This window comes from Veillonella sp. VA142 (assembly GCF_003992135.1).
In the GTDB taxonomy this organism is placed as follows: domain Bacteria; phylum Bacillota; class Negativicutes; order Veillonellales; family Veillonellaceae; genus F0422.
In genome coordinates this window covers 1-24,625 of record NZ_RQVN01000001.1, presented here as the reverse complement: position 1 = coordinate 24,625, position 24,625 = coordinate 1, and the positions used below count along the sequence as shown (strand labels likewise).

The window sequence follows — 24,625 nt, the reverse complement described above, 5'->3', positions numbered from 1 at the left end:
AGCAATTCTCCTTATTGGACTTCAATATCAATCATTTGCGCTTCACTAATGCGTAGTGATAGCTCGAAGTTTTTTACTTTGATTTCCACCGGGTCTGCCAATGGCGCATACTTCATAACGCGTACTGCCGTGCCTGGTACAACGCCCATGTCCACCAAACGATGCTTAACGTTACCAGTTCCATTAACAGCTGCTACCGTCCCTACTTCACCAGGCTTCATGTCGGACAACTTTTTGATCATACTACACCTCCTACATGTAAAAATTATACCCAAACCTACCATATATTGAATATATGAACTTTTTACATTATACCATAATATAAAAAAATATCAATAAAGAATATCATTATATTTTCATCTTTTCGTAAAATTATAAATCTATTTTTATCAAGTGCCACACTTAATGAATGCATTATTTTATAGGTGTATACTCTGTATACATTTTTATAATTATCAATTTCATCATACAAATAATAACGATATATAAACTATATGTTTCTCATTATCTATTCTCTAAACCTTATATTTTATAGCGTATTCTGTGGCTTACGTCTCTTGACTGGTCCCCATTGATTTACAACTAGACCATCTATTTCATAGTATTGCTTTCCTATGTGAAAGAACTTTCACAGGCCCACCTATGTGGAAGTTATGATATAATAAAATCATTAAAGTCATTTAGAAACGGAGATATATTATGAAATCATTTCAATCCTTAGGCATCGTGCCTGAACTCATACAAGCATTACAAAAGGTAGGCGTAAAAGAACCGACACCAATTCAAGAAAAATCCATCCCCTTTATATTCAAAGGGCAAGATGTCATCGCCAAAGCCCAAACAGGAACGGGCAAGACATTAGCATTTTTATTACCTCTATTGCAACGTATCCACGTAGACCTACAACAAGAACAGGCACTCATCATTGCCCCTACTCGTGAGCTCATCCAACAAATCGCAGAGGAAGCTCGTCACTTAGGTGCTATCTTAGGAGTAGATGTATTGCCACTCATTGGTGGCAGAACCATCGAGGGCCAATTGCAAAAGCTAGGTCGCCGTCCTCATGTCATCATCGGTACACCTGGTCGATTGCTAGATCACGTTAATCGTGGTACTTTACACTTGAACTCCATCCGCCGTGTTGTATTGGACGAAGCGGACCAAATGCTTCATATGGGATTCTTACCAGATATAGAAAAGCTTATTAGTGGCACTGACGGTAAACGTCAACTATTAATGTTCTCTGCTACCATCCCTGACAAGATTCGTAATTTGGCAAAAGCCTACATGCAAAAACCTACATCTGTGACTGTGCAAGGAGAAAACATTACCCTCGATACGATTGAACAAAAAGTATACATGATGGAAGAACAAGACAAAGTGAATCGCCTTGTGGCTATGCTAGAGGCAGATAATCCTTATCTTGCCATCGTATTCTGTAATACAAAAGAAGTCGCTATTAAATTGGCTTATGAGTTAGCCCGTAAAGGTGTGGAACTCGGCGAAATCCATGGGGATATGACACAAGGTCGCCGTACACAAGTATTGAAAGAGTTCGCCAAAGGCAATCCCCCTATTTTAGTAGCTACCGATATTGCCGCTCGCGGTATCGACATCGAAGGGGTCAGTCACGTATATAACTTCGATGTACCACATGACATGGATTACTACATCCACCGCATCGGCCGTACAGGTCGTGCCGGTTCCACCGGTGTTGCCGTAACCTTTGCTACGCCAGCCGAAGAGATTTGGGTACGTCGTATCGAACGATCCATTCAAGCTACATTAACGAAATATACAAAAGATGGTCAAGTCAAAACAAAAGGTTCTGGCTTAGCCCCTAAAAAGGAAACTGCTAGCAAGAAACCGAAAATTAAAAGTACATACCAAGCAACAAAAGCGAAAGCTCACAAAGCTCGTGGTCATAAAGGGGCTAACACACGGGTACGCCGTGCAAAATCTAGTGGCTCTAGTGGACGTAGTCGAGGTAAACAATAAGTTTCTAGTATCAGCAAACGGCCCTTCTAAAAGATGGATCCGTTGCTTAATAACATATTATAAAAAAAGGCTATAACTAAACAGCCACAATACAAGGGGCTATAACAAAATAGTCTACATATAAAATAGAGGAAAGTTGACAGAAATATATCAACTTTCCTCTATTTTTATATTCTAATCAGAAAAAGCGCGACTCTTTTTTATATCTCCAACTATGCCAAGTCTATGTACTTACTTCCGATTCGCATAGATAGCTGGTTTGCCATCTACATCAGCACAGCTTGTTCGACAACCTTCGCCTTCACTACATTTCCATACTGGTTCCGGTTGTGAATCATACTGTACAAGGTACCCCCGTTTGCATCGCGGGCATGTATACTCTTTGTGCGTATCATCTGATACACTGTCCTTAGACAATGACACTTTTTCCGTATAGTTACAATTTGGAAATCTAGAACATCCGTAAAACTCTCCAAACTTCCCTTTCCGCAGGAGCAATTCCCCTGTTTTGCACTTCGGGCAAGAACGTCCTATTGGCTGTGCCGTAGAAAAGTTTCGTTTGACACCGCTTCCTTTGTGACCTGACTCTGACTTAGGCATAGGCACTTTAGGTATATTTCCTACCCGTTGTTTGACTTCTTCAATCAGTTGCACAACAAATTTTGTTTGGTCATCTAAAAATACATCAATCGCTTCATCCCCTTCACTCATCTTTGCTAGCCGCTCTTCCCACTGTGCCGTCGCATCCGGATACAGCAAGGAATCTGGCAATGCATCCACTAAGGCATACGCAGACTCTGTAGGAATTAAGATTTTCTTTTTCCCTTCTTCTTTAAGGAAAGGATTCTTTTTATTATGAATTAAATCTTCAATAATTGTAGCCCGTGTGGCTTCTGTTCCAATACCGGACACATCTTTGAGTTGTTTCTTTAGTTCTTCATCTTTTACATATTTGTGAATTTCCTTCATCGCTTGTACTAAGGTAGCAGAGGTAAACCGACTCGGTGGTTTAGTTTTCCGCTGGTCCACCTTGCTATCCTTTGCCGTTACCGTCTCTCCTTTACGTACAGCAGGTAAAGACGTTTCTTCATCCTCTTGGTTTTCTTCCGATTCTTCCGTAGATTTTGCCTTTTTATATAATGCTTTCCATCCCATATCGATAACGACACGCCCCGTTGTAGTAAACAGTTCCTCTTGGTGCGTCACTTCGATGCGAGTATGCTCATATACATGCTCTGGATAAAATTGCGCAATATAGGCTTGTGCAATAAGGAAATAAATATTTTGCTCTTCTTTTGATAAGGTATGCAAAGGGCAACGTACGGTGGTCGGAATAATGGCATGATGGGCTGTAACCTTACTATCATTCCATGCACGGCTTTTAATGGTTGGATTACTTTCCTTTGCCCATACAGCTAATTCCTTATGGCCCATATTAACCAAGTTCGACAGGATTGCTTTCCCATCTGAAAGTTGGTTCACTGGTAAATATTCACAATCTGACCGAGGATAGGATGTATATTTTTTCTCATATAATTTTTGTGCAATGTCCAATACTTCTTGTGGCGTATAGTTATATAACTTACCCGCTACAATTTGTAGTGAAGACAAGGAGAATGGTAATCGCTGCCCTTCCTTTTTCTTTTTCTTTTCTACCAAAGAAATAGTTCCTTCCGGTGATTGCATCAGACGGTCACGCAAATTATTGAGGATAGTCTGATCTAGCATATGCCCATCAGGGTCTAATCCTTGTTGCGTATCTTTCGGCTTCCAAGTAGCCCAAAACTCTCCCTTTTCATGTCCATATTGTACTTGCAACACATAATATTCAACGGGCACAAAGTTTTGTAGTTCTCGCTCTCTTCGCACCACCAACGCTAAGGTTGGCGTTTTTACACGGCCAATAGGAAAGGTCACTTTGTTTCCTAAATGCTGTTGCTCTAAGGTGTAGGCACGAGATAAATTCATCCCCATCAACCAATCAGCACGGGATCGTGCTAAGGCAGAATCTTTTAAAGGTTGATATTTCCTATTATCATGCATATGTTCCAAGGCGTACCGCATAGATTTTTCATCTAATGCATTGAGTAAAATACGTTCTACTGGCTTGGTATTACCCAAGTAATCTAGCATTTCATCTATCAATAATTGACCTTCTCTATCCGGGTCGCCTGCATTAACAATGATCTCCGCTTTTTTGATTAGCCCACTAATTACCTTAAATTGCTTGGCACTAGATAACTTAACTTTTAATTTCCATGCGGTGGGTAAAATCGGCAAGGAATCAAACTTCCAATATTTATATTTCTCATCATACTCACCAGGCTCAACTTGTTCAAGCATATGACCGAAGGCCCAAGTAATCACATCATCACCTTGTATGATATACCCATCATGTCGCTTAGCATTCTGTGGGTTCGGTAACACTTGACTTAATTCTCGCCCTACACTAGGCTTTTCCGCAATAAATAAACGCATACGCTCCCTTTTCCTATCTATTACTCTTTACTACGATTTAGTACTGCTTTTTTACACCAGATCTTCTTTACATTAACTGTTATTATACTACAAATGAACTAAATCCTTAAACAGTCGTCTAATTTCTTAGCATCTCTTAGCATGCTGTACTTATCCAAAGTTCATGTATCATATACTACAGATATGGTAGAAATCCCCTTCCAAGGCGCAATACTTGTCTAAACTGATACTTCTTTATCTATCTTTCATACTCCTCTAAAATTTCCTACCAGTGCTACTTTCACCTAGATTGACGAGTGAACGGTCCAATGTATTTGCATCTGTATGCTACGTCTCTCAACTTTCACTATCCTATCCTATACAGGGAGCCCTCAAATAGTATATAATTTTAAAGATATGAAAGTATGTACCATACACATGGATTAATAGAGGTGAATTATGACATTTTTAGAAGAAGTAACTCGGCGCCGTACGTTCGCCATCATTTCTCACCCTGATGCGGGTAAAACAACATTGACGGAAAAACTTTTGCTATACGGTGGTGCTATCCACTTGGCTGGTTCCGTTAAGTCTAGAAAAACGCAAAAATATGCCGTATCCGACTGGATGGAGATTGAAAAGCAGCGTGGTATCTCTGTGACGAGTTCCGTATTACAATTTGATTACGATGGTCATCGCGTGAACATTCTAGATACTCCTGGTCACCAAGACTTCTCTGAAGATACATACCGTACGCTAATGGCCGCCGATAGTGCTGTCATGCTGATCGATGTGGCAAAAGGTGTGGAAGCGCAAACAAAAAAATTATTCGCCGTTTGTAAAGAACGTGGTATCCCCATCTTTACCTTCGTCAACAAGATTGACCACTTTGGACGAAACCCTTTCGATTTGATGGAAGAAATTGAAAATTCTCTCGGCATTCGTGCTGTTCCTATGAACTGGCCTGTAGGCATTAACGGTGAATACCAAGGTGTGTACGACCGAGAAACAAATACCGTGGAATTGTTTGAAAAAGATGAATCCCATGGTCAAAAGAAGCTAGCATCCACCAAAGGGGATGTACATGATCCAGCATTCCGTGACCTATTGGGCGAAGAAGTACATCAATCCTTAATCGATGACATTGAACTTCTCGACGTGGCTGGTGATACTTTTGATTTAGACAAAGTAAAAGCTGGCGAATTAACACCAATGTTCTTTGGCTCTGCTATGACAAACTTTGGGGTTAAACCATTCCTTGAAAAATTCTTAGAACTAGCTCCTATGCCGGCCCCACGTGTGGCCCGTGAAGAAACGGTAGAACCTACGTCTGAGGACTTCTCTGCGTTCGTCTTTAAAATCCAAGCCAACATGAATCCAAATCACCATGACCGTATTGTATTCATGCGTATTTGTTCTGGTAAGTTCGAAAAAGGTATGAATGTACTTCATCAACAATCTGGCAAAACCTTACGCCTATCCCAACCACAACAATTCTTGGCTACAGAACGCACCATCATTGATGAAGCTTACCCAGGGGATATTATCGGTGTCTTCGATGCGGGCACAATGGGCGTAGGCGACAGCTTATGTGCGTCCAATCACAAGGTAACGTTCAGTGACTTTCCTGTATTCCCACCAGAATTCTTCGCTCGTGTCACACCAAAAGATTCTATGAAGCGAAAACAGTTCTTGAAGGGGATGACGCAATTAGCACAAGAAGGGGCCGTACAAATTTTTGAACCACTTTACTCTATGGACTCTTTCGTGGTCGGCGCCGTTGGTATGCTTCAATTTGAAGTACTACAATACCGTTTAAAACACGAATACGGTGTCGATCTTGTGAACAACTCCTTGCCATACAGTGTAGCTCGTTGGATCGATGGCGAAGTCGATGTGAATAGTTTAAAAGGTATGGACAATGCGATGATTGTAAAAGATAATCGAGGTCGTCTCGTTGTTCTTATCTCCAATGAATGGCAAATGGGTTGGGTCGTAGAACGAAATCCAGATGTAACATTCTTGCATTCTCCAAAATTAGAGGTGTAAGATATTTTATGCTTGGATATGCAAATACATAAATTTAGGCGTACCACCTGTAACACAATATAGAGAATAGTATATATTATTTCTAAATAAAATAAATGAGCTGTAATAAAATAGCTCCAAAGAAAAAAGAGGAAAGCTGATTAAAAAATATCAGCTTTCCTCTTTTTATATTTTAATTTTGAAAAGAGGTCTATCCCCTTTTATAATCATATCTAGCGATATATCAATGATACCTTACAGTCCCTAGAATAACGGTTCTAAATCTGCTAATCCTTTTAAGTTCCACTCTAATAGTTTATCATGTATACGCCACATAAAGGCATTTTCCCATGGATAATGTAATCGAACCCAGAAGTTTTCGAATGGTGTATCATTAAAGAATACCGCTTGTCGTGGCAAGTTAAATAGATCTTGTCCTGGTTCTACATTCCCTGCTTGCACGGTAAAGGCCATACGATAACCACTTTCCTCAGAAATTTTATCTATATCCTTGTTAGCAAATCCACCTGGATACGCAATGTAACGAACAGGATGTTTCATACGATCTTCTAAGACTGCTTTCGAGCTAATAAGTTCATCCCGTGCTTGATCTAAAGACATATTGCGTAAATCTTTATGATTCACTGTATGACTTTGGATATCGATACCATTGGCTTGCATTTCTTTCAATTGCTCTACATTGACAAATCGATTTTCTCCAATGGAACTAGTAATCATAAACAAGGTAGCTTTCATATTATATTCTTTTAAAATAGGCATAGCATGTTGATAATTGTCAACGTATCCATCATCAAATGTAATCAATACTGGTTTATCTGGCAATTCGGTTCCTTTTGTCACGTAATCGTACAACTCATCCATAGTGATTGAATGGTATCCCTCATCATGGAGATATTGCATCTGCTTTTTAAATTCTTCTGGAGGCACCACCAAGGAGTGGCGAATGCCTGAATCAATGCGGTGATAATTCAGCACAGGAACACCGACAGCTTTATAATCTAAAGATCGTTCATATTGAATACCTAAATATATCCCTATTATTAGGATACTTCCCACTATACTTAGAATTATTTTTTTCACTTATAACCTCACATACTAGTAACCTTACTAAATTTATATCAGCTTACTGGTAAACTCTATTATATACCTTATTATATACCTTATTATAGTACCATAATTCTAATAATTTATCAGTCTTTTTTCATTTTTACTTTCCATTACATTATAAGAACCCAATAACATAAGCTTTTAGATATTATATCAATTTTGCATTCATTATATCTTAATTAGGAATAAAGTTGTCCCCGTGTATACATCATGCACTATTGGTCTATTGTACTAAATCCTTTATTTGTCATCATTCTATAGAATATGCTTTTAAATTGTTTAAAATTTTTTTAATAAGTATTTGCTATATGATGTATATGAAAATTACCAGCAACCCTTATGTATACATAAAATACCTATGACTCTTCTTTGTAATCATGCTATGATAGGGCTATAAGTTTATTCTAATTTATTTTTATTAACCGAAGGGGGTTATACTATGAAAGGTCTTATAGACTTAAGTATAGTAAACGGGGTCTGGACATTAAAATTGTCTATGATTCAAACTGTAGCATTAGCTATTGTTACGTTATACCTGGGGGAATTTATTAAAAAACACTCTCCATTCTTACAACGTGTAAGTATGCCTGCTCCAGCTGTAGGTGGCTTACCTTTTGCATTCTTAACTGCATTCTTATCTTTTTATAAAATTGTAAACATTACCTTTGATAGTGCATTGCAATCATTTCTAATGTTAGCCTTCTTTACCACTATCGGCTTAATGGCCAGTCTTAATGTCCTTAAAAAAGGTGGCGTAGCTATCATCTTTTTCTGGATTGTATGTACTATCTGGATTGTAGTTCAAAATGGTGCTGGCATCATGATTGCTAAAGCTATGGGTATTGAGCCAATCTTTGGTATCATGGCTGGTTCTGTTTCCATGATGGGTGGTCTTGGTACAGCAGGTGCCTTCGGCCCACACTTTGAAGAATTAACGGGTGTACCTGGTGTTGCTTCTGCCGCTATTGCCGCTGCTACCTTCGGTATGGTAGCTGGTACATTGTTAGGTGCTCCAGTAGGTGACCGCATCATTAAAATGCACAATGTTCCTACTCCTGTAGATCATCCTGAGTTATTAGAAGCTGACGGTATTGATATTAATGAATCCGACTCTGAAAGTAAATTATTCGATTTACAATCGTTAATGCATGTGATTGCCTTCGTAGGTATTTCCTTAGGGCTTGGTACCTTGGTGAGTGCTCTACTATCTTCCGTATTTGGTCCATTACCTGCCTATATAGGAGCTATGATTGTAGGGGCTTGTATTCGCAACTTTGCCGATTTCACTGGCCGTATTACTATTAATAGTGCTGCTTTAGATGCTGTGTCTAACGTATCTTTAAGTATCTTTGTTACTATGGCTATCAATAGCTTGAAATTAGCACAATTAGTAGATTTAGCTTTACCATTAATGGCAATCTTAGCGGCACAAATGGTACTTATCACAATTTTTGCATACTTAATCTACTGGTTGTTCAAACGCAACTACGATTCTGTTATGTTAGGTGCTGGTGCTATTGGTTTCGGTTTGGGTGCTACACCAAATGCTTTGGTAAACATGTTGTCCTTGGCTTCTAAATACGGCCCATCTCCAAAAGCATGGTTAGTCGTATCCTTAGTAGGTGCCTTCCTCATCGACTTTACAAATGCATTCTTAATTACATTCATGGCAAAAATGATTTAATTAATGCTTCCATATGTATCCTAAACAAAAAAGGATTCTACCACATCTGTGGCAGAATCCTTTTTCTATACAATAGATTTTTCTTATATTAACTCTCCTCATAAAACCATTACTACATGGTAAAAGGGGACAGCTAAAGCTATCCCCTAATTTCTATCATAGTTCTTCACAAAGTACGTAAACAATATATGTATTTATTCAGTTTTTTATTCTAATTCATACCAAGCATTACCGATGAGAGCAAATTCATCTAATGTAAATGTCTCTCCTCGACGTGATCCATCTATATTCGCTTTTGCCAAAATGGCTTCTATGGCTTCTTTACTCAATCCAGTAGTCTTCATCGTATTACTGAACGTTTTACGCCGTTGTGCAAAGCCTGCTTTCACAGCACGGAAGAAATACGCTTCACTATGAACTTTCACAGGCGGTTCACTACGTAATGGGCAGCAAATCACTGCACTAGTTACCTCAGGGGCTGGTAAAAATGCTTTAGGTGGTACATCCATGACAATATATGGATCTGTGTAATATTGCACCGCCACCGATAAAGCGCCATACATTTTTGTGCCTGGTTTAGCAATCATACGCTCTGCCACTTCTTTTTGCACCATTACCACTAATCGTTCGATAGGCAATTTAGATTCTAACAAAGACATAATAATCGGTGTAGTAATGTAATACGGTAAATTTGCTACCACTTTAAATGGTTTGTGGTCCATTAATTCTGGGATATTTACCTTCAATACGTCCCCATGAATGATGCGCACATTATCGTAGGCCTCTAGAGTTGTATCTAAGACCTCTAACAAGCGTCTATCTAGCTCTACAGAGGTAATATTAGCTCCACTTTGTGCCAGACCTTGCGTTAAGGTACCAATACCAGGCCCAACCTCTAATACAGCATCCCCTACTTCTAAATCTGCAGCCTGCACAATCTTATCGACCACAGTGCGCTTAATCAAAAAGTTTTGCCCTAATTTTTTACTCATTTGAATGCCAAATCGTTTACATATATAATGTACAACCTCTGGACTTGCAATGACTGATTCTATCATGAACACTCCTATTATTTTTCTTCATCTTCTGAAAGTGCCTTAAAAAATGCATCCCGACTTATGCCATAATGGTTTAAACGGTATAAGAATTGCTTCCCATTACCATATCCTATTCCAAGCTTAGCCCCGATACGAGCCCTCATAGCAGCACTACTAGGTCCTCCACTTAGATCATATTGCACTAAATCTTGCATAGTAAATAACTCGGATGATTCCATAGATTCTATATGCAGAACCTCTAGTGCTTTACGTATAGACTCAGAGCTAGCCTGCTCAATCCCAATATCATCATTGGCATAGGCTTCCTCTCGTGGTACAAAGGCATGCTGCGCCAAAGGGAATCGCTTTGTTAAAAAACGGCGTATCCGCTCACCTGCATAATCTGGATCCGTCAGAATAATGATACCTCTCTTTTCATAAGCATCCTTAATCCGACTCAGCACAGGCTTACGCAAATTAAAACCTTCCGTAGCAATACACTCCACCTCTAAAGCTTGTTGCACCCGTTGAATATCTGATTTTCCCTCAACCACCAAGACCTGTTTTAACATAAGCTCCTCCACAACATAATATTTTATTATTATACCATATATCGAAACCTATAGCATACAATAACAAACATAACACACTACTAGCCAACTACATATAGCTCACAATTGCAAAATAATGCCAAACCCTTTCGAGACGAACGTAATTAGGCGTAGCAGTCTATGGCATTCCTCACCACTAAAATTTTAAAATATAAAAGAACACGGCATACAATTCTCTACATAAACACTCGCAACGCAACCATTAAATATACACCTGAAAAATATGGTCATAATTAGGTTGTCTTGTGACCCATTATCTATATAAATTCACATATAAAAGACCGCAATACATCTCCGAAGAAACATTATGAAATACCGTTTCTGAGGGTGTGTATTGCGGTCTACTCTTTATACATTTGTCCACACAAACTGTCACAAGACAGAATGTCATTGCAAGTAATAATTCATTCTATAGTGTTGTTTGCGAATAAGTATGCCGTGCTCTTCTATCAATATAAAGTTTAAAAAAACGCCATAGATACATAGACTAAGAAGAGAGGATATATACGTCTACAGTTCTCCGTCCAAATTGCATAGCAGACCCGTAATCTTCCAATACAACATCGATACGATTTCCCACGATATCTCCACCGGTATCGGCAGCAATTGCCTCACCGTATCCAGGTATATATACACGTGTCCCTAATGGAATCACATTAGGATCTACGGCTATTACACCATGATGTGCACGCACACCCGTTGCTGTAATGCCATCACCACCGCCATCTGTAGGCAAGTACGCCGTTGCCTCCATAGCAATGACTTCTTTTACGCGATTATAGGGACCTGATACTCCTATGTCTTGTGTACCTAATCGAACTACCTTAGGTTTCATAGGTGTAATTGTTTTACGTTGCAGCTCTTTCGTATCTACTATTTCTCCATGATTGTATTGAACTTCTTCTTGCACCTCATCAATACCTGATATGCCTTCTTGTACGACTTCTTCCATTCCCTTTGGTAATGTATCTACTCGCTCATATTGTACCGCCACCGGTACCTCCACTTGATGTGTTTCTATCTTTTTAGTCTGGAATCCATGATTCCACATAAAGCCTGAGACTGTAACAAAGACTATTAGTAACAGTGTGAGCATAAGCACTGCTTTTTGCTTTTGCTGTAGTAATCGATTTGTCATCTAGTACCTCCATGGGTGGTATTCTACCATAGGCGGATATATTTAGTCAAACATATGATCTTATTTCGCACAACAAAGCCATTCTTCAATGCTTACAGATTCTAATTTTTAAATATAAATATATTTTGAGTCCACTGTAAAAAGACATACTAATTTGATTAATTATGTTAACTATTATATTCATATATTCTCATTATAATACTTTTTAAATTATCTATAGTTTGCATATATAACATACTTAAAACTTATACACATCTCAAAGTATGTGTATAGCTATATCTACAGGGAACATACAATGCACTATATACTCCCAAAGAGGTTCACCATATTTTCAAAATAATACCTTCTTATTGATAATGCAAAATTGATATGATACGCATTTTAGTAATACCTCATTCTTAAAACTCATAACTTGTCCACATTACTTTCAAAAAATTAGCTATAAATTACACGAATTGTGTTATTTATAGCTAATTATATCAATTATTCATTATTTTTATGAACATGTTAATACTTATATAATTACATACATACTCTTTGACTACACATTATAATGAATCATCTTACTTAGCACCACTAGTAGTCTCAAGCTCTAAAATAGGGTCCCAGTGTCCTGATTCAGTTGTACTTCCGGCAGTATCTATATCATTAGGATTCATAAATGAAAGTTGAGCCCACACCTTATTTTCTTTAGCGATGACCTTACGATACGACCCATCAGCACGCATAACATGAGCCTTTTGATTATCTCCTAAATACACATCTAAGATATGTTGTAATTCCTTTTGCAGGTCTTTATCTTCCACCGGTACCATTAGCTCTACTCGATCATTTAAGTTACGCGGCATCCAATCGGCACTAGAAATATAGTAAGGGCTTTCACTATGATTTTTAAAGTATAGAATCCGATGATGTTCTAAGAACCTACCTACAATGGATCGTACTGTAATATTCTCACTAACCCCTTCAATACCCGGTCTAAGAGTACAAATACCACGAACGATCAAATCAATCCTGACCCCCTTACAGGATGCCTCATATAGCTTAGCAATAATTTCTTTATCTAATAAAGAGTTCATCTTCGCCACAATATGTCCTTCTTTTCCCTGCTCTACTGCACGGATCTCACCATCTATGAGCTCTATCAAAGAAACTCGTAAAGTCAATGGAGCCACAATAAGATGTTGCCACTGTTGTGATTCAGCATAGCCTGAGATGGTATTAAAAAATAAAGAACTATCATCCGCATAAGACTCCCGACAAGTCAACAATCCGCAATCTGTATAATATTTTGCGGTCTTACCATTATAATTGCCTGTAGCAAAGTGCATATATCGGCGCAGTACATCCCCTTCTTTACGCACCACCATGGTAATTTTGGAATGTGTCTTGAGACCTCTCAATCCATAGATCACATGACACCCAGCTTTTTCTAAGCGTCGTGCCATAATAATATTATTTTCTTCATCAAAGCGGGCTTTTACTTCCATTAACACAGTCACTTGTTTGCCCAGTTCTGCTGCTTTCACCAAAGAGGCTACGATGGGTGAATCACCGCTAACACGATACAAGGTTTGTTTAATAGCTAGCACATCCGGGGCTACTGCAGCTCTGGCTATAAATTCTTCTACAACAGAAAAAGAGTCAAATGGATGGTGCAAGAGTCTATCTTTTTCACGAATATAATCAAAGATAGCTGAAGTTTCTCGATCTGTTACACAAGGAAGCTCTCGCCGTGTAAAAGCAGGATATCGCAAATGGTCGTAGCCAGGTAAATTACAAAACTCGCCAAAGGAAGCCATATCTAAAATTCCCTCTGCTATATAAACGGCTTCTTTTTTTGCTTGTAAGCCTTGTAAAACAAATTCTAATAATTGTGGATCGTAATGTTCACACACTTCCACTCGCACCACCTCACCACGACGACGGCGACGAAGAGATTTTTCAATTTCTCGCAATAGATCCGTTGCTTCTTCTTCAATATCTAAATCCGCATCACGTGTTACACGGAAGGTGGTAAAGGAATCGATATGATGTCCTACGAAGAAATCTTCACAGTAATAATTGATGACATCTTCTAACATAACAAAATGACGATGCACATCATTGGGTACTTCAATAATTCGACTTAATACAGATGGAATTGGCAATATAGCCATTTTCTCTTGGGACTTATCATGGATAGGGTGAATCTTCACCACCGAGTTTAATGTTTTATTCACCAAGAATGGAAAGGGATGGCTCGCATCCACCGCCAGTGGTGTAACTACCGGAAATATATGAGTACGAAAATATTGGTATAACCAACGCAATTCATTTTCTTTTAGGTCTTTTACTTTGACAAAATGTAGTCCTTCTTTTTGAAGTCGTTTCAAAATATCGTGGAAATAAGTATATTGCAAAGATACTAACTTTTTTGTAGCTTCACTAATTGCCTTGAGTTGAGCCTTTGCATCCATATGCGCTGCATCGTATTTTATGATTCCACTCTGTTCTTGATGGCGTAATCCAGATACGCGGATCATAAAAAATTCATCTAAGTTAGAACTACCAATGGTTAAGAATCGTAATTTTTCCATAAGTGGATTACTTCTATCGATCGATTCTTGTAAGACTCTTTGGTTGAACTTCAGCCATGACAATTCACGATTAAAATAATACTTTGGATTATCAAAGTCTTTCATAGTATCACCCCTAACGAACTTTCCAATGTATCACTAATTCACGTTTAAACTCTTTCTTGCACTGTTTTTTTAATTTTTCGATGGCCATCTCCATCATAGGAATGTAGTTTAATGTTTTCACCTCAACATACATATCGATTTGTCTATCTCTAATATGACTTTGAATAGAATAGATTGTGCGTTCATGACTTTCTTCCAAGGCCTCTGCTATGGCTAATGGAAATGACAGTTTTTGTATTATCTCTCGATCTCCTTCTTTTAATAGGGATAGATAGGGAGACTGCTTAATAAACTTACTGTTGGCACCATGAGAATAGGAGGCAATAAATGCACTGAGTAACTGCTCCCTATGAGATAAACCATACAGATTACTATTAATAATCATATATGCGCTATGTCTTGCATGGCTATAATAATTGATTTGCTTTCCTAAATCATGTAATAAGGAGGCTACCTTCAAAATTAATTTCAAACGCTCCCCTTCTGGCATCAGTTCTTTCCATTGTTTATAAATCTGTTTTGCTAATTTCGCAATGTATAGGGAATGATCCACATCATGAGGGGTAAAGGATCGTAATATATTCAGCGTAGAGTGTGTGACTATATCGTCAATGATACCCGTTTTTTGTAAAAACTCTTGTCCATCATAATGCTGACCATAATATTGAAAAAACAATCCTTCCCGCAAGCCACACCCGCTGACAATCATAGATGATGCTTTTGTATACTCCATCAACTCCCTGATAATAGCCATACCTGCTACTATAATATCAGCGCGCTCAGAAGATAATCCAGGAATCTTTTTCCGTTCTTCCCACGGTGTCTCTTTCACCCTTTGAAACAAGGCCTCTATAGTCGTCTTTTTTACCTTATAATTATGTAATTTAGGAATGGGGTAATTTTTCTCTCGTTGGTCCATTTTAGCTATATTGCGAGCTGTACCGCCGATACCGATAAGAGGTAGTTTTGCATCTTTCAGCCAGTTTTCACGTTTCAATAAGGACTGGATATGATCTACCATCGCTTCATATTCTGTCTTTGTAAACTCATGCCCCAATTTAAATTGTCCCGTCATCACTAGAGCTCCCATAGGAAGGCTGACAGACTTTTTTAATTGTCGATTTTCAATTAAGCTAATCTCAATGCTCGCCCCACCAAGGTCAAAGACAATAAAATCATCGAGTCCTATGGTATTCACAACTCCTAAAAATCCTAAGTATGCCTCTTCTTCACCACTAATAGCGCGTAAAGGAATCCCCGTCTCAGCATAGACACGACGAATAAAGCTATTACCATTGGTAGCCAATCGTACGGCTGCTGTCGCAATACCTTGAATCTCTGTAACTCCCATATCCCTCGCCATATGAGATAAGGACTTTAATGTTTTAATGGCTCGGTCCATAGCAGGCTTCGTCAACATTTGGTGAGTCCACATACCTTCGCTGAGGCGAATCGATTCTTTTTGTTGATACACCAAGCGATAACTGCCTGAGTCTGTAATTTCTGAAATAACAAACCGTACTGAGTTTGATCCCAAATCTATTAATGCTACTCGTTTCATAGGTCTCCTGTGTATACAGAAAGGCACTTTCCGTATACACTACTGTGAAAGTGCCTTTCTACTTCTATATTACTCAATACCAAAACAACGCTTTCCATTCTCTAAGGCAATGGCAGCAAGTTCTTCTACATCCATACCACGCAATTGAGCAATTTCTTGTGCCACAAATTGTGTTTTGGATGGGTCATTGCGACGACCTCTAAATGGAGGTGGCGTCAAATAAGGGGAATCTGTTTCGATCAGCAAACGATCTAGTGGGATGTGTTTTGCGACTTCTTTCAGATTCGTAGATTTTGGGAATACTACCGGTCCCGCAAAGGAGATGTAATAGCCCATTTTAATAAATTCTTTAGCCATTTCTAAACTTGTGGAGAAACAATGGAATACGCCATAATTACCCTTTCCATGTTCCACCAACATATCTCGAATGGCACCATGCGCATCACGATCATGGATAATAATTGGCAAGTCTACTTCTCTCGCGATGGCTAATTGGCGTTTGAAAGACTCTGCTTGCACATCTCTATCAGAAAAATCATAGTAATAATCTAAACCGATTTCACCGATGGCTTTCACCTTTGGATGGGATGCCATTTGTTTGAACCATTCATAGTCTTCTTCGGTGGCATCTTTTGATTCATGAGGATGCACACCTACCGCTGCATAGACACGTTCATATTGTTCTGCCAAAGCAATGGCAGATTCTGCCGTTTTACGATCGACTGCTGGGCACATAATGTATTCTACCCCTTGATCAATGCAGTCTTGTATCATTCGTTCCCGATCATTATCAAATCGTTCATCATTGATATGTGCATGTGTATCGAACAATCGCATTATCTCACCACGCTTCCTGGAGTTAAGGATTCAATATTGGTTACTTCTAATTGATCATCTTCATTGGATGCTGATAAAATCATACCTTCTGACATATGACCCATAATTTTTTTAGGCGCTAAGTTTGACAAATAAATTACTTTTTTACCAATTAAGTCTTCTGGTTTGTAGAATTGAGAGATACCACTGACTACTGTACGTGTTTCAATGCCTAAATCTAGGGTGAATAACAATAATTTTTTAGATTTTTTCACCGCTTCGCAAGTTAACACTTTTGCTACCCGTAAATCTAATTTCGCAAAATCATCGTATTCGATAGAGTCTTTAATTGGTGATATATGACTTGTATCTACTGTTTCCTCTACTGTTTCTTCTGTTGTTTCTGGCTCTACCTCTATCATTTCAGGGATTTCAAAGCGTGGGTAAATTGGATCACCTTTCACCACTTTTGTACCAGTTGGGAGTCCTCCAAATGTGCGTACATCATCTAACATAGCTTGTGCAAACCCTGGTAAACCAAGTTGTTCCCAAATTTTAAGAGCTCCTGTTGGAATGACTGGATCTACTAGGACAGCGATGATACGCAAGGATTCTGCCAAATGATACATGACAGCTTCTAAGCGTTCTGCATCGCCTTCATTAGCATCTTTTGCCAATACCCAAGGCATTGTTTCGTCAATGTATTTATTCGTACGACCAATAAACGCCCATACAGCTTTGAAGGCTTTGTTGTACTGCATATCCTCCATCAATTGTTCATAGTCATTTACTGTTTGCTCAGCTAATGCAATTAAATCCTTATCCACCTCTTCTGTTGGTGCATGTTTTGTAATACTACCACCATGATATTTTTCAATCATCGCTACGGTACGATTCAACAAGTTGCCTAGGTCATTGGACAAGTCTGCATTGATTTTCGTAATAAAGTTAGGCAAGCTAAAATTACCGTCATTGCCCAAATGCACTTCGTTCACCAAGAAATATCGCAATGCATCAGAACCATAGGTGTCAATCAATGGAATTGGGTCAATCACATTGCCCAAAGATTTACTCATTTTGGTGCCATCTACTACAAGCCAGCCGTGACCATACACTTTTTTCGGCAATGGCAATCCAAGGCTCATGAGCATAATCGGCCAAATAATGGTATGGAAACGAACAATTTCTTTCCCCACTAAGTGCAAATCTGCGGGCCAATACGTTTCAAATAAATCACTATTTTCATCCAATGGATTTAAAGCAGAAATATAGTTAATCAACGCATCAAACCACACGTACATAACATGTTTTTCATCAAATGGTACCGGAATACCCCAGTTAAAGCTAGTACGAGATACTGCTAAATCTTCTAAGCCTTGTTTAACGAATTGGATCATCTCATTTCGGCGAGATTCTGGTTGGATAAAATCTGGATTTTCTTCTATAAATTTAAACCATTGGTCAGCATATTTGTTCATACGGAAGAAATAACTTTCTTCTTGTACTACTTCTAATGGACGACCACAGTCGGGACATGTTTTTTCAGGACCTAATTTAGATTCTGGCCAGAATGTTTCGCATGGTACACAATACAAACCTTCGTAAGAAGATTTGTAAATATCTCCATTATCAAATGCTTTTTGGAATAAATGTTGACAATATTTAATATGTCTTTCATCAGTAGTTCTAATGAAATCATCATGAGAGATATTTAATTTTTCCCATAAATTCTTGAAACCATCCACAATTTTCGTTGTATATTCTAAAGGAGTAATCCCCATAGATTCCGCCATACGTTGGATTTTTTGACCATGTTCATCAGAGCCTGTCAAGAATCGTACATCGTAGCCAGCACGGCGTTTGAACCGCGCAATTGTGTCAGCAATGGACGTACAGTATGTATGTCCAATATGTAATTTCGCACTTGGATAATAAATTGGTGTCGTAATATAATACGGTTTCTTAGTCATCTGTTCTCTCCTTACTATACCATTCAATTTCATTATATACATCACGCCGTGAAAGGCCACGTTCTTTTGCAATTTGACGGGCTGCCTCTTTTTTAGGCATTCCCTCTTTGATTAAAGCTAAGGCTGCCTCTAATGGTGAAAGAAGAACTTCTTCTACCATCGTTTCATCTGTTACTGTTTCACTGCCACCCACCAGGAGGACAAATTCCCCTTTTTCTATGATTTGACTGAAATCATTTTGTAATTCAAACAAGGTGGTTCGTGTGAAGGTTTCAAACTTTTTCGTCAGTTCACGACCTACTGTGATCGAGCGATTTCCCAAGCCTTCATATAAACTTTGGATCGTCTCTTCTATACGATGAGGCGCTTCATAGAAAATAAGTGTTCCTTCATAGGTGGCAATCCGTGATAGCATATCTTTTACATTTTGCTTTCGTTTCGGCAAGAATCCGATGAAATGAAACTCCTTTGTATTTTGTCCTGATGCGATGAGTGCCGTTAAACCAGCATTCGCCCCTGGCAAAGGTACAATCGGTATGCCCGCATCGATGGCTTCTTTCACCAAGTCTTCTCCAGGATCAGAAATAGCAGGCATCCCTGCATCACTAACCAATCCGATGGATTGACCATCCAATAAACGCTGGATGAGGTCAGTCCCCTTCTCCGCTTTATTGTGTTCATGATAGGAAATCATAGGCTTAGCAATATTAAAATGTTGTAATAATACTCCCGTATGACGCGTATCTTCCGCTGCTACCACATCTACTTCTTGTAATGTACGCACAGCCCGATAGGTCATATCTTCTAAGTTCCCAATGGGGGTGGGAATTAAAAATAATGTCCCTTTATGACTACTCATAATATGCTTGTACCTCATCTGAATAGGAACCATCGACTTTGTAAATATATAAAGGTGGTTCAACCATCATGCCTATCTTCCCACCATATTTTAATTCTAGTAATACTAACTTGCTCACTTTATCTTGCTTTCCATGAACAAATCGCATTCGTTTGGCCCTAAATTGAGTCTGTTCTATAGCACTCAGTAAGGATTCTAACCGTGGGGTTGTATAAATCATCCACAGTGTACCGCCAAATTTTAAATATCGTTGAGCTTGTACCAATCTATCTTTCATGGAATGTTGTTGTTCATGCAAGGCTAATGCTACACTTTCTTCCTGTGGTAGAATTCCACTATTCGATTCAAAATAGGGCGGATTCATGTAAATACCATCAAACTGACCATAATAAACTTTACCTGCATCGCTCATATAATCTAGCTCCACCATAGATACAGCTTCCGCAATATTATTATGAATGACACTTTTCAGAGCTAGCTCAATCACATAGCCGTTACAGTCTACACCGACTACATGACGGGCTCCACGATGGTACAGCACATGAGGAATCACTCCTGTGCCTGTACCTAGTTCTAAATAGCGCTTATTCCCTTTCGCCTCTCCAAAATGAGCGAGTAAAATAGCATCAATGGAAAACTTAAATTCTTCTTCATCTTGAAACAGCTGAAACCCACTCAGTAGCAATTCTGTGATTGTGATATTATTCTTCATCCGGTAATGCTACTTCCGACCAATGTAAGTCGATCGTCCGTCCCGCTTCTAATTGTACTTTTACAGTCTTTTTCATGGTATTGATTTTTAAGACTTTACCTAACCCTTCATCAGTAACTACTTCTTTACCGATACCAGGTGGCTCTGCTACAGGAACTGGCTGTTTTGCTTTTTGTGAATACAAATCGCCCCCTTTTAGGTAGGAGTCATTTTCATAGTTCAAACAACACATCAACCGACCACAAATACCGGAAATTTTTGTTGGATTCAAACTCAAGTTTTGATCTTTCGCCATGCGAATCGATACAGATGCAAAATCGCCTAAAAAAGTAGCACAACATAATGGACGACCACAGGCACCGATTCCATTTAATACTTTTGCCTCATCACGAACCCCTACTTGGCGTAATTCAATGCGCGTACGGAATACATTGGCCAAATCTTTTACAAGTTCACGGAAGTCAATACGACCTTCTGCGGTAAAGAAAAAGACTATTTTATTCATATCAAATGTATATTCCACATTGATTAATTTCATTGGTAATCCACGATAGGCGATTTTTTCTAAGCCAATTTCAAACGCTTTTTCTTCTCGTTCTCTATTTTTCTCTACTTGTTTATAATCTTTCGGTGTTGCTTTGCGCGTCACTTCTTTCAGCGGTTGCACCACGCTATCTTCCGACACTTTTCGTGGACCAATTACGACTTCCCCAAATTCCAAACCACGAGAGGTTTCTACTATAACACCATCTCCCGTCGTTAGGGTGATAAACCCAGGGCTAAAGTAGTAGATTTTGCCTGCTTTTTTAAAGCGTACTCCTACTATAGTAACCACTATATATCCTCCTTCACAGCCTCCCTTAAGGCTAATATAACTCCATCTATGACAAGGCCTAAGCGCACATTAAGGCGCAGTGCCTGTTCTGCTTCTAATGTAATGGGCACAATTCGTTGCAAAGATTTTGATGACCATCGTGGTAAAATCATTTGCATGCGGAATCGATACTCATTTAGTATCATCTTTTCACTCTCTGTACCATATCGCAAAGCTAACATGTCTCTTGCTAACACACGTAACCAGCTCAATATATCGAGTACTACTTCTTTTGAAAGTCCCTCAAAGGATAAGGCTAAGGTAGTGAAGAAATGATTTCTTTCCACTACGCATTCTAGCACTTCCATCGCCTTTTCTAAACTTTCAATTCCACCAGCCTGTGCCCACTGACGGGCTAATGTTGGATTTCCACGAGCAGTTCGCACAGCACGTCGAATGTCCCCTGTATAACCTTCCTTGGTTAAGGCTTTCACCAATTCTTCTTCTGGCACTGGTTGCATACCAATGAGCATACATCGTGACACGATGGTGGGTAGTACATTATCAATATTCGTAGTAACAATGATAAAATACATATTTCGTGGTGGTTCTTCAATTGTTTTCAACATCGCATTCGCTAAGACAGTATTGGCCGTCTGAAAGCCTTCTACGATAACCACCCGAGGTGTATCACTAGATACATTGATATACTTCTCTAATAGTGTATACCATTGTTCTACACTGAGCTGTGTTTTCATAGGGCGAATCCAAAAGGCTTGACCATGATCAATATAGATAGGCAATCCTTTCTCTTTGACTGCGCTCTCACTTTCACCAGACTCAATGCGTTGTTGCTCTATAGCGGATACAAAGGTTCGTCCCTCATCAGGAGAAAAAATCTGACGTCCCACTATTAAGGACCCAATGGCTATGGCCATAGAGGTAGATTCTAACCCTGTTTCTCCGTAGAGCAGTAAGCTATGGGGTAAAGCAGAATCTCGGATTAATGTAGTAATTTGCTCTTTCACTTGATGTTGACCAAGTACAGTTTCAAAAAATGACATACATCCTCCTTTACCTCATAAGACTACCCTTTATTATACGCCATATCAATAGACTTTTACAATGATGTTCCAGAATCTATTAACATACAATGTTGGCCATTATTTGCACCTTTGATTTTTAATCAATAACACCCAACAACGCACAACTGCTTTTTGCCGTTTTTCTGCCGTCAAACTTTATTGTAAATGCTTTTCTAACTGCTGTATTATGGTTTCGATAATAAAAAGCCTATTAACCATTGGCATTACTAAATTAGTGGAAATTCTAAAATAAGTCTGCAAAATTACTGTTTTAAAAACTTAGTCTTACTTAAGTTTCTATAAATGTCATTTTAAATACTTACATCTAGGTCAATAGGCTTTGTATTGTATCTGATTCACGAATAATGTATAATAGCATTGTAATAGCTATTAACAAAATAGGTGAATAATTGATTTGATTGTATTAATGATAGATTCCATGTGCTGTAACACAAGGTCTACTACCATCAATAGCTTTAGGAATTGTTTCAAAGGTTCACCTCCTTTCAAAAAGAGGACATCTAGTGCTGATAACACTTCGGATGTCCTCTTTTTGTTATTCAATTGTTAGGGTTATAATTTTTTGATTTCTTTTTCGATATTAGCAACGATTGCCCCTGCACTCTGTTGGATCACATTGATGTATGCACGGTTTCGCAACTTCACCCACCATGATTTGGTCGTTTTGATTTCTTCTTCAAGTGGCTGTGTCACTCGATCCAATTCATGACGCACCCACTCTTCAATGGCTGTTGTATCCATACCTTTCAAAGCTAATTCCGCATGTGCTTTTGCTAATTCTACACCTTTATCGAATATAGTTTTGTCAATTCCCATTTTTACCTCCTATTGGTCATCCCAATCTGCTCTGTAATCTCGCACATCAACATGTACGAACCCTTGATTATAATATCTACCTACTCCCATCGCACCACATTCAATAGCAATGTCTGCCAATTCATCTACGTCCATACCATCCACATAAATATCGCTAGCAGTACCTAATGTATGTTGAGAGTTTGGCACTCCCCCTACGTCTGCATTATGTTCAGGACAACGATAGCCACTAGTAATATGTACTGGTCGTCCTACTGTTTCTCGGATATTGTCCAATACATCAACCAATCGCTTATCAATGATATGGTCTAACACATTATGACCATCCACCACATTATGCCTATCGCAACTGCAAGCGAACTCATAATCATCAAAATACTTGCCTACTTTCACTTATATAATCCTCCTTTTGCTACTGCTCCGCCAATATAACCAATTAACCCACTTGCAATGTTGGTGGCCAATTCATTCATTCGGAAGTAAATGGCCATAAATAAGGCAACGGTTAACCCTGTCGCCACCACCATATCCGTGTTTCTACTCACTACATCTGCACCCCCTATCGTTGATTTCGGTAATCCGTTTGTGTGCGGATTTTACCGATTCTTTAATGCTTGCCTGCTCCTTGGACAAATCCACCAATCGATCCTGTGTCTCTTTCAACGTTTCTTTCAATTCTCCGATGGATTCTGTCAGATGTTGCATTGCTAAGGTATTCATTCGTACCGTATGATCTGCGTTGTGAGTTTGTACCTCTAGCCGTGATTGCAACTCATCTTGTTTGAGTAAAAAATCATTTTTGACTTTCTGTAACTCCATCTCACGTTCTGTACTCACTTTCGAGTCGTAGAGCCACACCACCATTTTGGCGATGGCGAATATGCCACTGATAAGTGTCACAATCTCCAATGTGCTATAATTCATTCGTTTTCCTTTCATAAAAGCACCCTATGAATGTCATAAGGTGCTTTCTATCTTGCTATAATGTTTCGATTGGATTTGCCTTGAGCCAATCTTCTAGGCTGTCACGTGTAATCCCTGTATATCTTTTATAAAGCCTATCTTCCGAACTAAACTTAGAAATAAACGAATTTGCATTCACCTTTCCACCTAGTTTGTTGTTCGAGACAATCCCAACTCGACCATTCACATATAAGAAACGACCTGTTTCCGTCTTTGAATACACCGAGATGTATTTCGGATTGT

General features: G+C 38.8%; 22 protein-coding genes. 3 read left to right on the top strand and 19 right to left on the bottom strand.

Translation table 11 applies throughout. The features are described from left to right. Positions 1-11: 11 nt before the first annotated feature. The gene (locus EO117_RS00100; RefSeq protein ID WP_126938496.1) at positions 12-242 is read right to left on the bottom strand and encodes a FeoA family protein; all 231 of its coding nucleotides are present in this window, start codon (positions 240-242) and stop codon (positions 12-14) included. 457 nt (positions 243-699) lie between these two features. Between EO117_RS00100 and EO117_RS00095 the strand changes: the two genes are divergently transcribed. Beyond that, a complete protein-coding gene (locus tag EO117_RS00095) occupies positions 700-1,998 on the top strand; it encodes a DEAD/DEAH box helicase (protein ID WP_126938495.1) in 1,299 nt (432 codons plus the stop codon). Positions 1,999-2,229: 231 nt separating this feature from the next. Here the strand turns inward: EO117_RS00095 and EO117_RS00090 are convergent, their stop codons facing one another. Then, entirely contained in the window at positions 2,230-4,476 is a 2,247-nt protein-coding gene (locus EO117_RS00090) for a DNA topoisomerase 3 (RefSeq protein ID WP_126938494.1), read from the bottom strand. A gap of 438 nt (positions 4,477-4,914) precedes the next feature. Between EO117_RS00090 and EO117_RS00085 the strand changes: the two genes are divergently transcribed. Next, positions 4,915-6,504 carry a peptide chain release factor 3 gene (locus tag EO117_RS00085; RefSeq protein WP_126938493.1) on the top strand — a complete coding sequence of 530 codons (1,590 nt, stop codon included), beginning with the start codon at positions 4,915-4,917 and terminating at the stop codon, positions 6,502-6,504. 243 nt (positions 6,505-6,747) lie between these two features. Here EO117_RS00085 and EO117_RS00080 read toward each other — a convergent pair whose 3' ends face one another. Continuing rightward, positions 6,748-7,584, bottom strand: coding sequence for a polysaccharide deacetylase family protein (locus tag EO117_RS00080; RefSeq protein WP_126938492.1), 837 nt, complete (start codon positions 7,582-7,584; stop codon positions 6,748-6,750). A gap of 466 nt (positions 7,585-8,050) precedes the next feature. On the opposite strand from EO117_RS00080, the gene EO117_RS00075 reads away from it, so the two are divergent. Continuing rightward, positions 8,051-9,295, top strand: coding sequence for a sodium/glutamate symporter (locus EO117_RS00075; protein ID WP_126938491.1), 1,245 nt, complete (start codon positions 8,051-8,053; stop codon positions 9,293-9,295). A 206-nt stretch (positions 9,296-9,501) separates the two neighbouring features. Here EO117_RS00075 and rsmA read toward each other — a convergent pair whose 3' ends face one another. From rsmA to EO117_RS09135, 16 genes are all read right to left on the bottom strand, one after another. After that, entirely contained in the window at positions 9,502-10,353 is an 852-nt protein-coding gene (rsmA, locus tag EO117_RS00070) for a 16S rRNA (adenine(1518)-N(6)/adenine(1519)-N(6))-dimethyltransferase RsmA (RefSeq protein ID WP_126938490.1), read from the bottom strand. 11 nt (positions 10,354-10,364) lie between these two features. Then, the gene (gene rnmV, locus EO117_RS00065; protein ID WP_126938489.1) at positions 10,365-10,904 is read right to left on the bottom strand and encodes a ribonuclease M5; all 540 of its coding nucleotides are present in this window, start codon (positions 10,902-10,904) and stop codon (positions 10,365-10,367) included. Between the two features lie 526 nt (positions 10,905-11,430). Further along, the gene (locus tag EO117_RS09440; protein ID WP_126938488.1) at positions 11,431-12,081 is read right to left on the bottom strand and encodes a 3D domain-containing protein; all 651 of its coding nucleotides are present in this window, start codon (positions 12,079-12,081) and stop codon (positions 11,431-11,433) included. Between the two features lie 563 nt (positions 12,082-12,644). Next, positions 12,645-14,765 carry a polyphosphate kinase 1 gene (ppk1, locus tag EO117_RS00055; protein ID WP_126938487.1) on the bottom strand — a complete coding sequence of 707 codons (2,121 nt, stop codon included), beginning with the start codon at positions 14,763-14,765 and terminating at the stop codon, positions 12,645-12,647. Between the two features lie 10 nt (positions 14,766-14,775). Continuing rightward, positions 14,776-16,326, bottom strand: coding sequence for a Ppx/GppA phosphatase family protein (locus tag EO117_RS00050; protein ID WP_126938486.1), 1,551 nt, complete (start codon positions 16,324-16,326; stop codon positions 14,776-14,778). A 69-nt stretch (positions 16,327-16,395) separates the two neighbouring features. Then, positions 16,396-17,163, bottom strand: a complete 768-nt coding sequence (locus tag EO117_RS00045; protein WP_126938485.1) for a TatD family hydrolase — start codon at positions 17,161-17,163, stop codon at positions 16,396-16,398. After that, complete coding sequence (metG, locus tag EO117_RS00040; RefSeq protein WP_126938484.1) at positions 17,163-19,112, bottom strand: methionine--tRNA ligase; 1,950 nt, start codon at positions 19,110-19,112, stop codon at positions 17,163-17,165. Before metG ends, EO117_RS00045 begins: the two co-directional genes overlap by 1 nt. Further along, the gene (gene rsmI / locus EO117_RS00035; protein ID WP_126938483.1) at positions 19,105-19,971 is read right to left on the bottom strand and encodes a 16S rRNA (cytidine(1402)-2'-O)-methyltransferase; all 867 of its coding nucleotides are present in this window, start codon (positions 19,969-19,971) and stop codon (positions 19,105-19,107) included. The genes metG and rsmI overlap by 8 nt, the downstream gene beginning before the upstream one ends. Then, complete coding sequence (locus tag EO117_RS00030) at positions 19,964-20,683, bottom strand: tRNA1(Val) (adenine(37)-N6)-methyltransferase (protein ID WP_126938482.1); 720 nt, start codon at positions 20,681-20,683, stop codon at positions 19,964-19,966. The genes rsmI and EO117_RS00030 overlap by 8 nt, the downstream gene beginning before the upstream one ends. Beyond that, entirely contained in the window at positions 20,673-21,518 is an 846-nt protein-coding gene (locus EO117_RS00025; protein WP_126938481.1) for a stage 0 sporulation family protein, read from the bottom strand. The genes EO117_RS00030 and EO117_RS00025 overlap by 11 nt, the downstream gene beginning before the upstream one ends. Then, the gene (locus EO117_RS00020) at positions 21,518-22,561 is read right to left on the bottom strand and encodes a hypothetical protein (RefSeq protein ID WP_126938480.1); all 1,044 of its coding nucleotides are present in this window, start codon (positions 22,559-22,561) and stop codon (positions 21,518-21,520) included. The genes EO117_RS00025 and EO117_RS00020 overlap by 1 nt, the downstream gene beginning before the upstream one ends. 594 nt (positions 22,562-23,155) lie before the next feature. Beyond that, positions 23,156-23,419: a hypothetical protein gene (locus EO117_RS00015; RefSeq protein WP_126938479.1), complete on the bottom strand. Its 264-nt coding sequence runs from the start codon at positions 23,417-23,419 to the stop codon at positions 23,156-23,158. Positions 23,420-23,428: 9 nt separating this feature from the next. After that, complete coding sequence (locus tag EO117_RS00010; RefSeq protein WP_126938478.1) at positions 23,429-23,812, bottom strand: D-Ala-D-Ala carboxypeptidase family metallohydrolase; 384 nt, start codon at positions 23,810-23,812, stop codon at positions 23,429-23,431. Then, a complete protein-coding gene (locus tag EO117_RS09140) occupies positions 23,809-23,964 on the bottom strand; it encodes a hypothetical protein (protein ID WP_164727444.1) in 156 nt (51 codons plus the stop codon). The genes EO117_RS00010 and EO117_RS09140 overlap by 4 nt, the downstream gene beginning before the upstream one ends. Further along, positions 23,957-24,358: a hypothetical protein gene (locus tag EO117_RS00005; protein ID WP_126938477.1), complete on the bottom strand. Its 402-nt coding sequence runs from the start codon at positions 24,356-24,358 to the stop codon at positions 23,957-23,959. Before EO117_RS00005 ends, EO117_RS09140 begins: the two co-directional genes overlap by 8 nt. Before the next feature lie 40 nt (positions 24,359-24,398). Next, on the bottom strand, positions 24,399-24,625 hold a 227-nt coding region (locus tag EO117_RS09135; protein ID WP_164727445.1), incomplete at its 5' end, for a hypothetical protein.

Bases quoted from the DNA above. Each gene is read 5' to 3' on its own strand.
- EO117_RS00100 (WP_126938496.1), bottom strand. From the start codon at position 242: ATGATCAAAAAGTTGTCCGACATGAAGCCTGGTGAAGTAGGGACGGTA.
- EO117_RS00095 (WP_126938495.1), top strand. From the start codon at position 700: ATGAAATCATTTCAATCCTTAGGCATCGTGCCTGAACTCATACAAGCA.
- EO117_RS00090 (WP_126938494.1), bottom strand. From the start codon at position 4,476: ATGCGTTTATTTATTGCGGAAAAGCCTAGTGTAGGGCGAGAATTAAGT.
- EO117_RS00085 (WP_126938493.1), top strand. From the start codon at position 4,915: ATGACATTTTTAGAAGAAGTAACTCGGCGCCGTACGTTCGCCATCATT.
- EO117_RS00075 (WP_126938491.1), top strand. From the start codon at position 8,051: ATGAAAGGTCTTATAGACTTAAGTATAGTAAACGGGGTCTGGACATTA.
- rsmA (WP_126938490.1), bottom strand. From the start codon at position 10,353: ATGATAGAATCAGTCATTGCAAGTCCAGAGGTTGTACATTATATATGT.
- rnmV (WP_126938489.1), bottom strand. From the start codon at position 10,904: ATGTTAAAACAGGTCTTGGTGGTTGAGGGAAAATCAGATATTCAACGG.
- EO117_RS09440 (WP_126938488.1), bottom strand. From the start codon at position 12,081: ATGACAAATCGATTACTACAGCAAAAGCAAAAAGCAGTGCTTATGCTC.
- ppk1 (WP_126938487.1), bottom strand. From the start codon at position 14,765: ATGAAAGACTTTGATAATCCAAAGTATTATTTTAATCGTGAATTGTCA.
- EO117_RS00050 (WP_126938486.1), bottom strand. From the start codon at position 16,326: ATGAAACGAGTAGCATTAATAGATTTGGGATCAAACTCAGTACGGTTT.
- EO117_RS00045 (WP_126938485.1), bottom strand. From the start codon at position 17,163: ATGCGATTGTTCGATACACATGCACATATCAATGATGAACGATTTGAT.
- metG (WP_126938484.1), bottom strand. From the start codon at position 19,112: ATGACTAAGAAACCGTATTATATTACGACACCAATTTATTATCCAAGT.
- rsmI (WP_126938483.1), bottom strand. From the start codon at position 19,971: ATGAGTAGTCATAAAGGGACATTATTTTTAATTCCCACCCCCATTGGG.
- EO117_RS00030 (WP_126938482.1), bottom strand. From the start codon at position 20,683: ATGAAGAATAATATCACAATCACAGAATTGCTACTGAGTGGGTTTCAG.
- EO117_RS00020 (WP_126938480.1), bottom strand. From the start codon at position 22,561: ATGTCATTTTTTGAAACTGTACTTGGTCAACATCAAGTGAAAGAGCAA.
- EO117_RS00015 (WP_126938479.1), bottom strand. From the start codon at position 23,419: ATGGGAATTGACAAAACTATATTCGATAAAGGTGTAGAATTAGCAAAA.
- EO117_RS00005 (WP_126938477.1), bottom strand. From the start codon at position 24,358: ATGAAAGGAAAACGAATGAATTATAGCACATTGGAGATTGTGACACTT.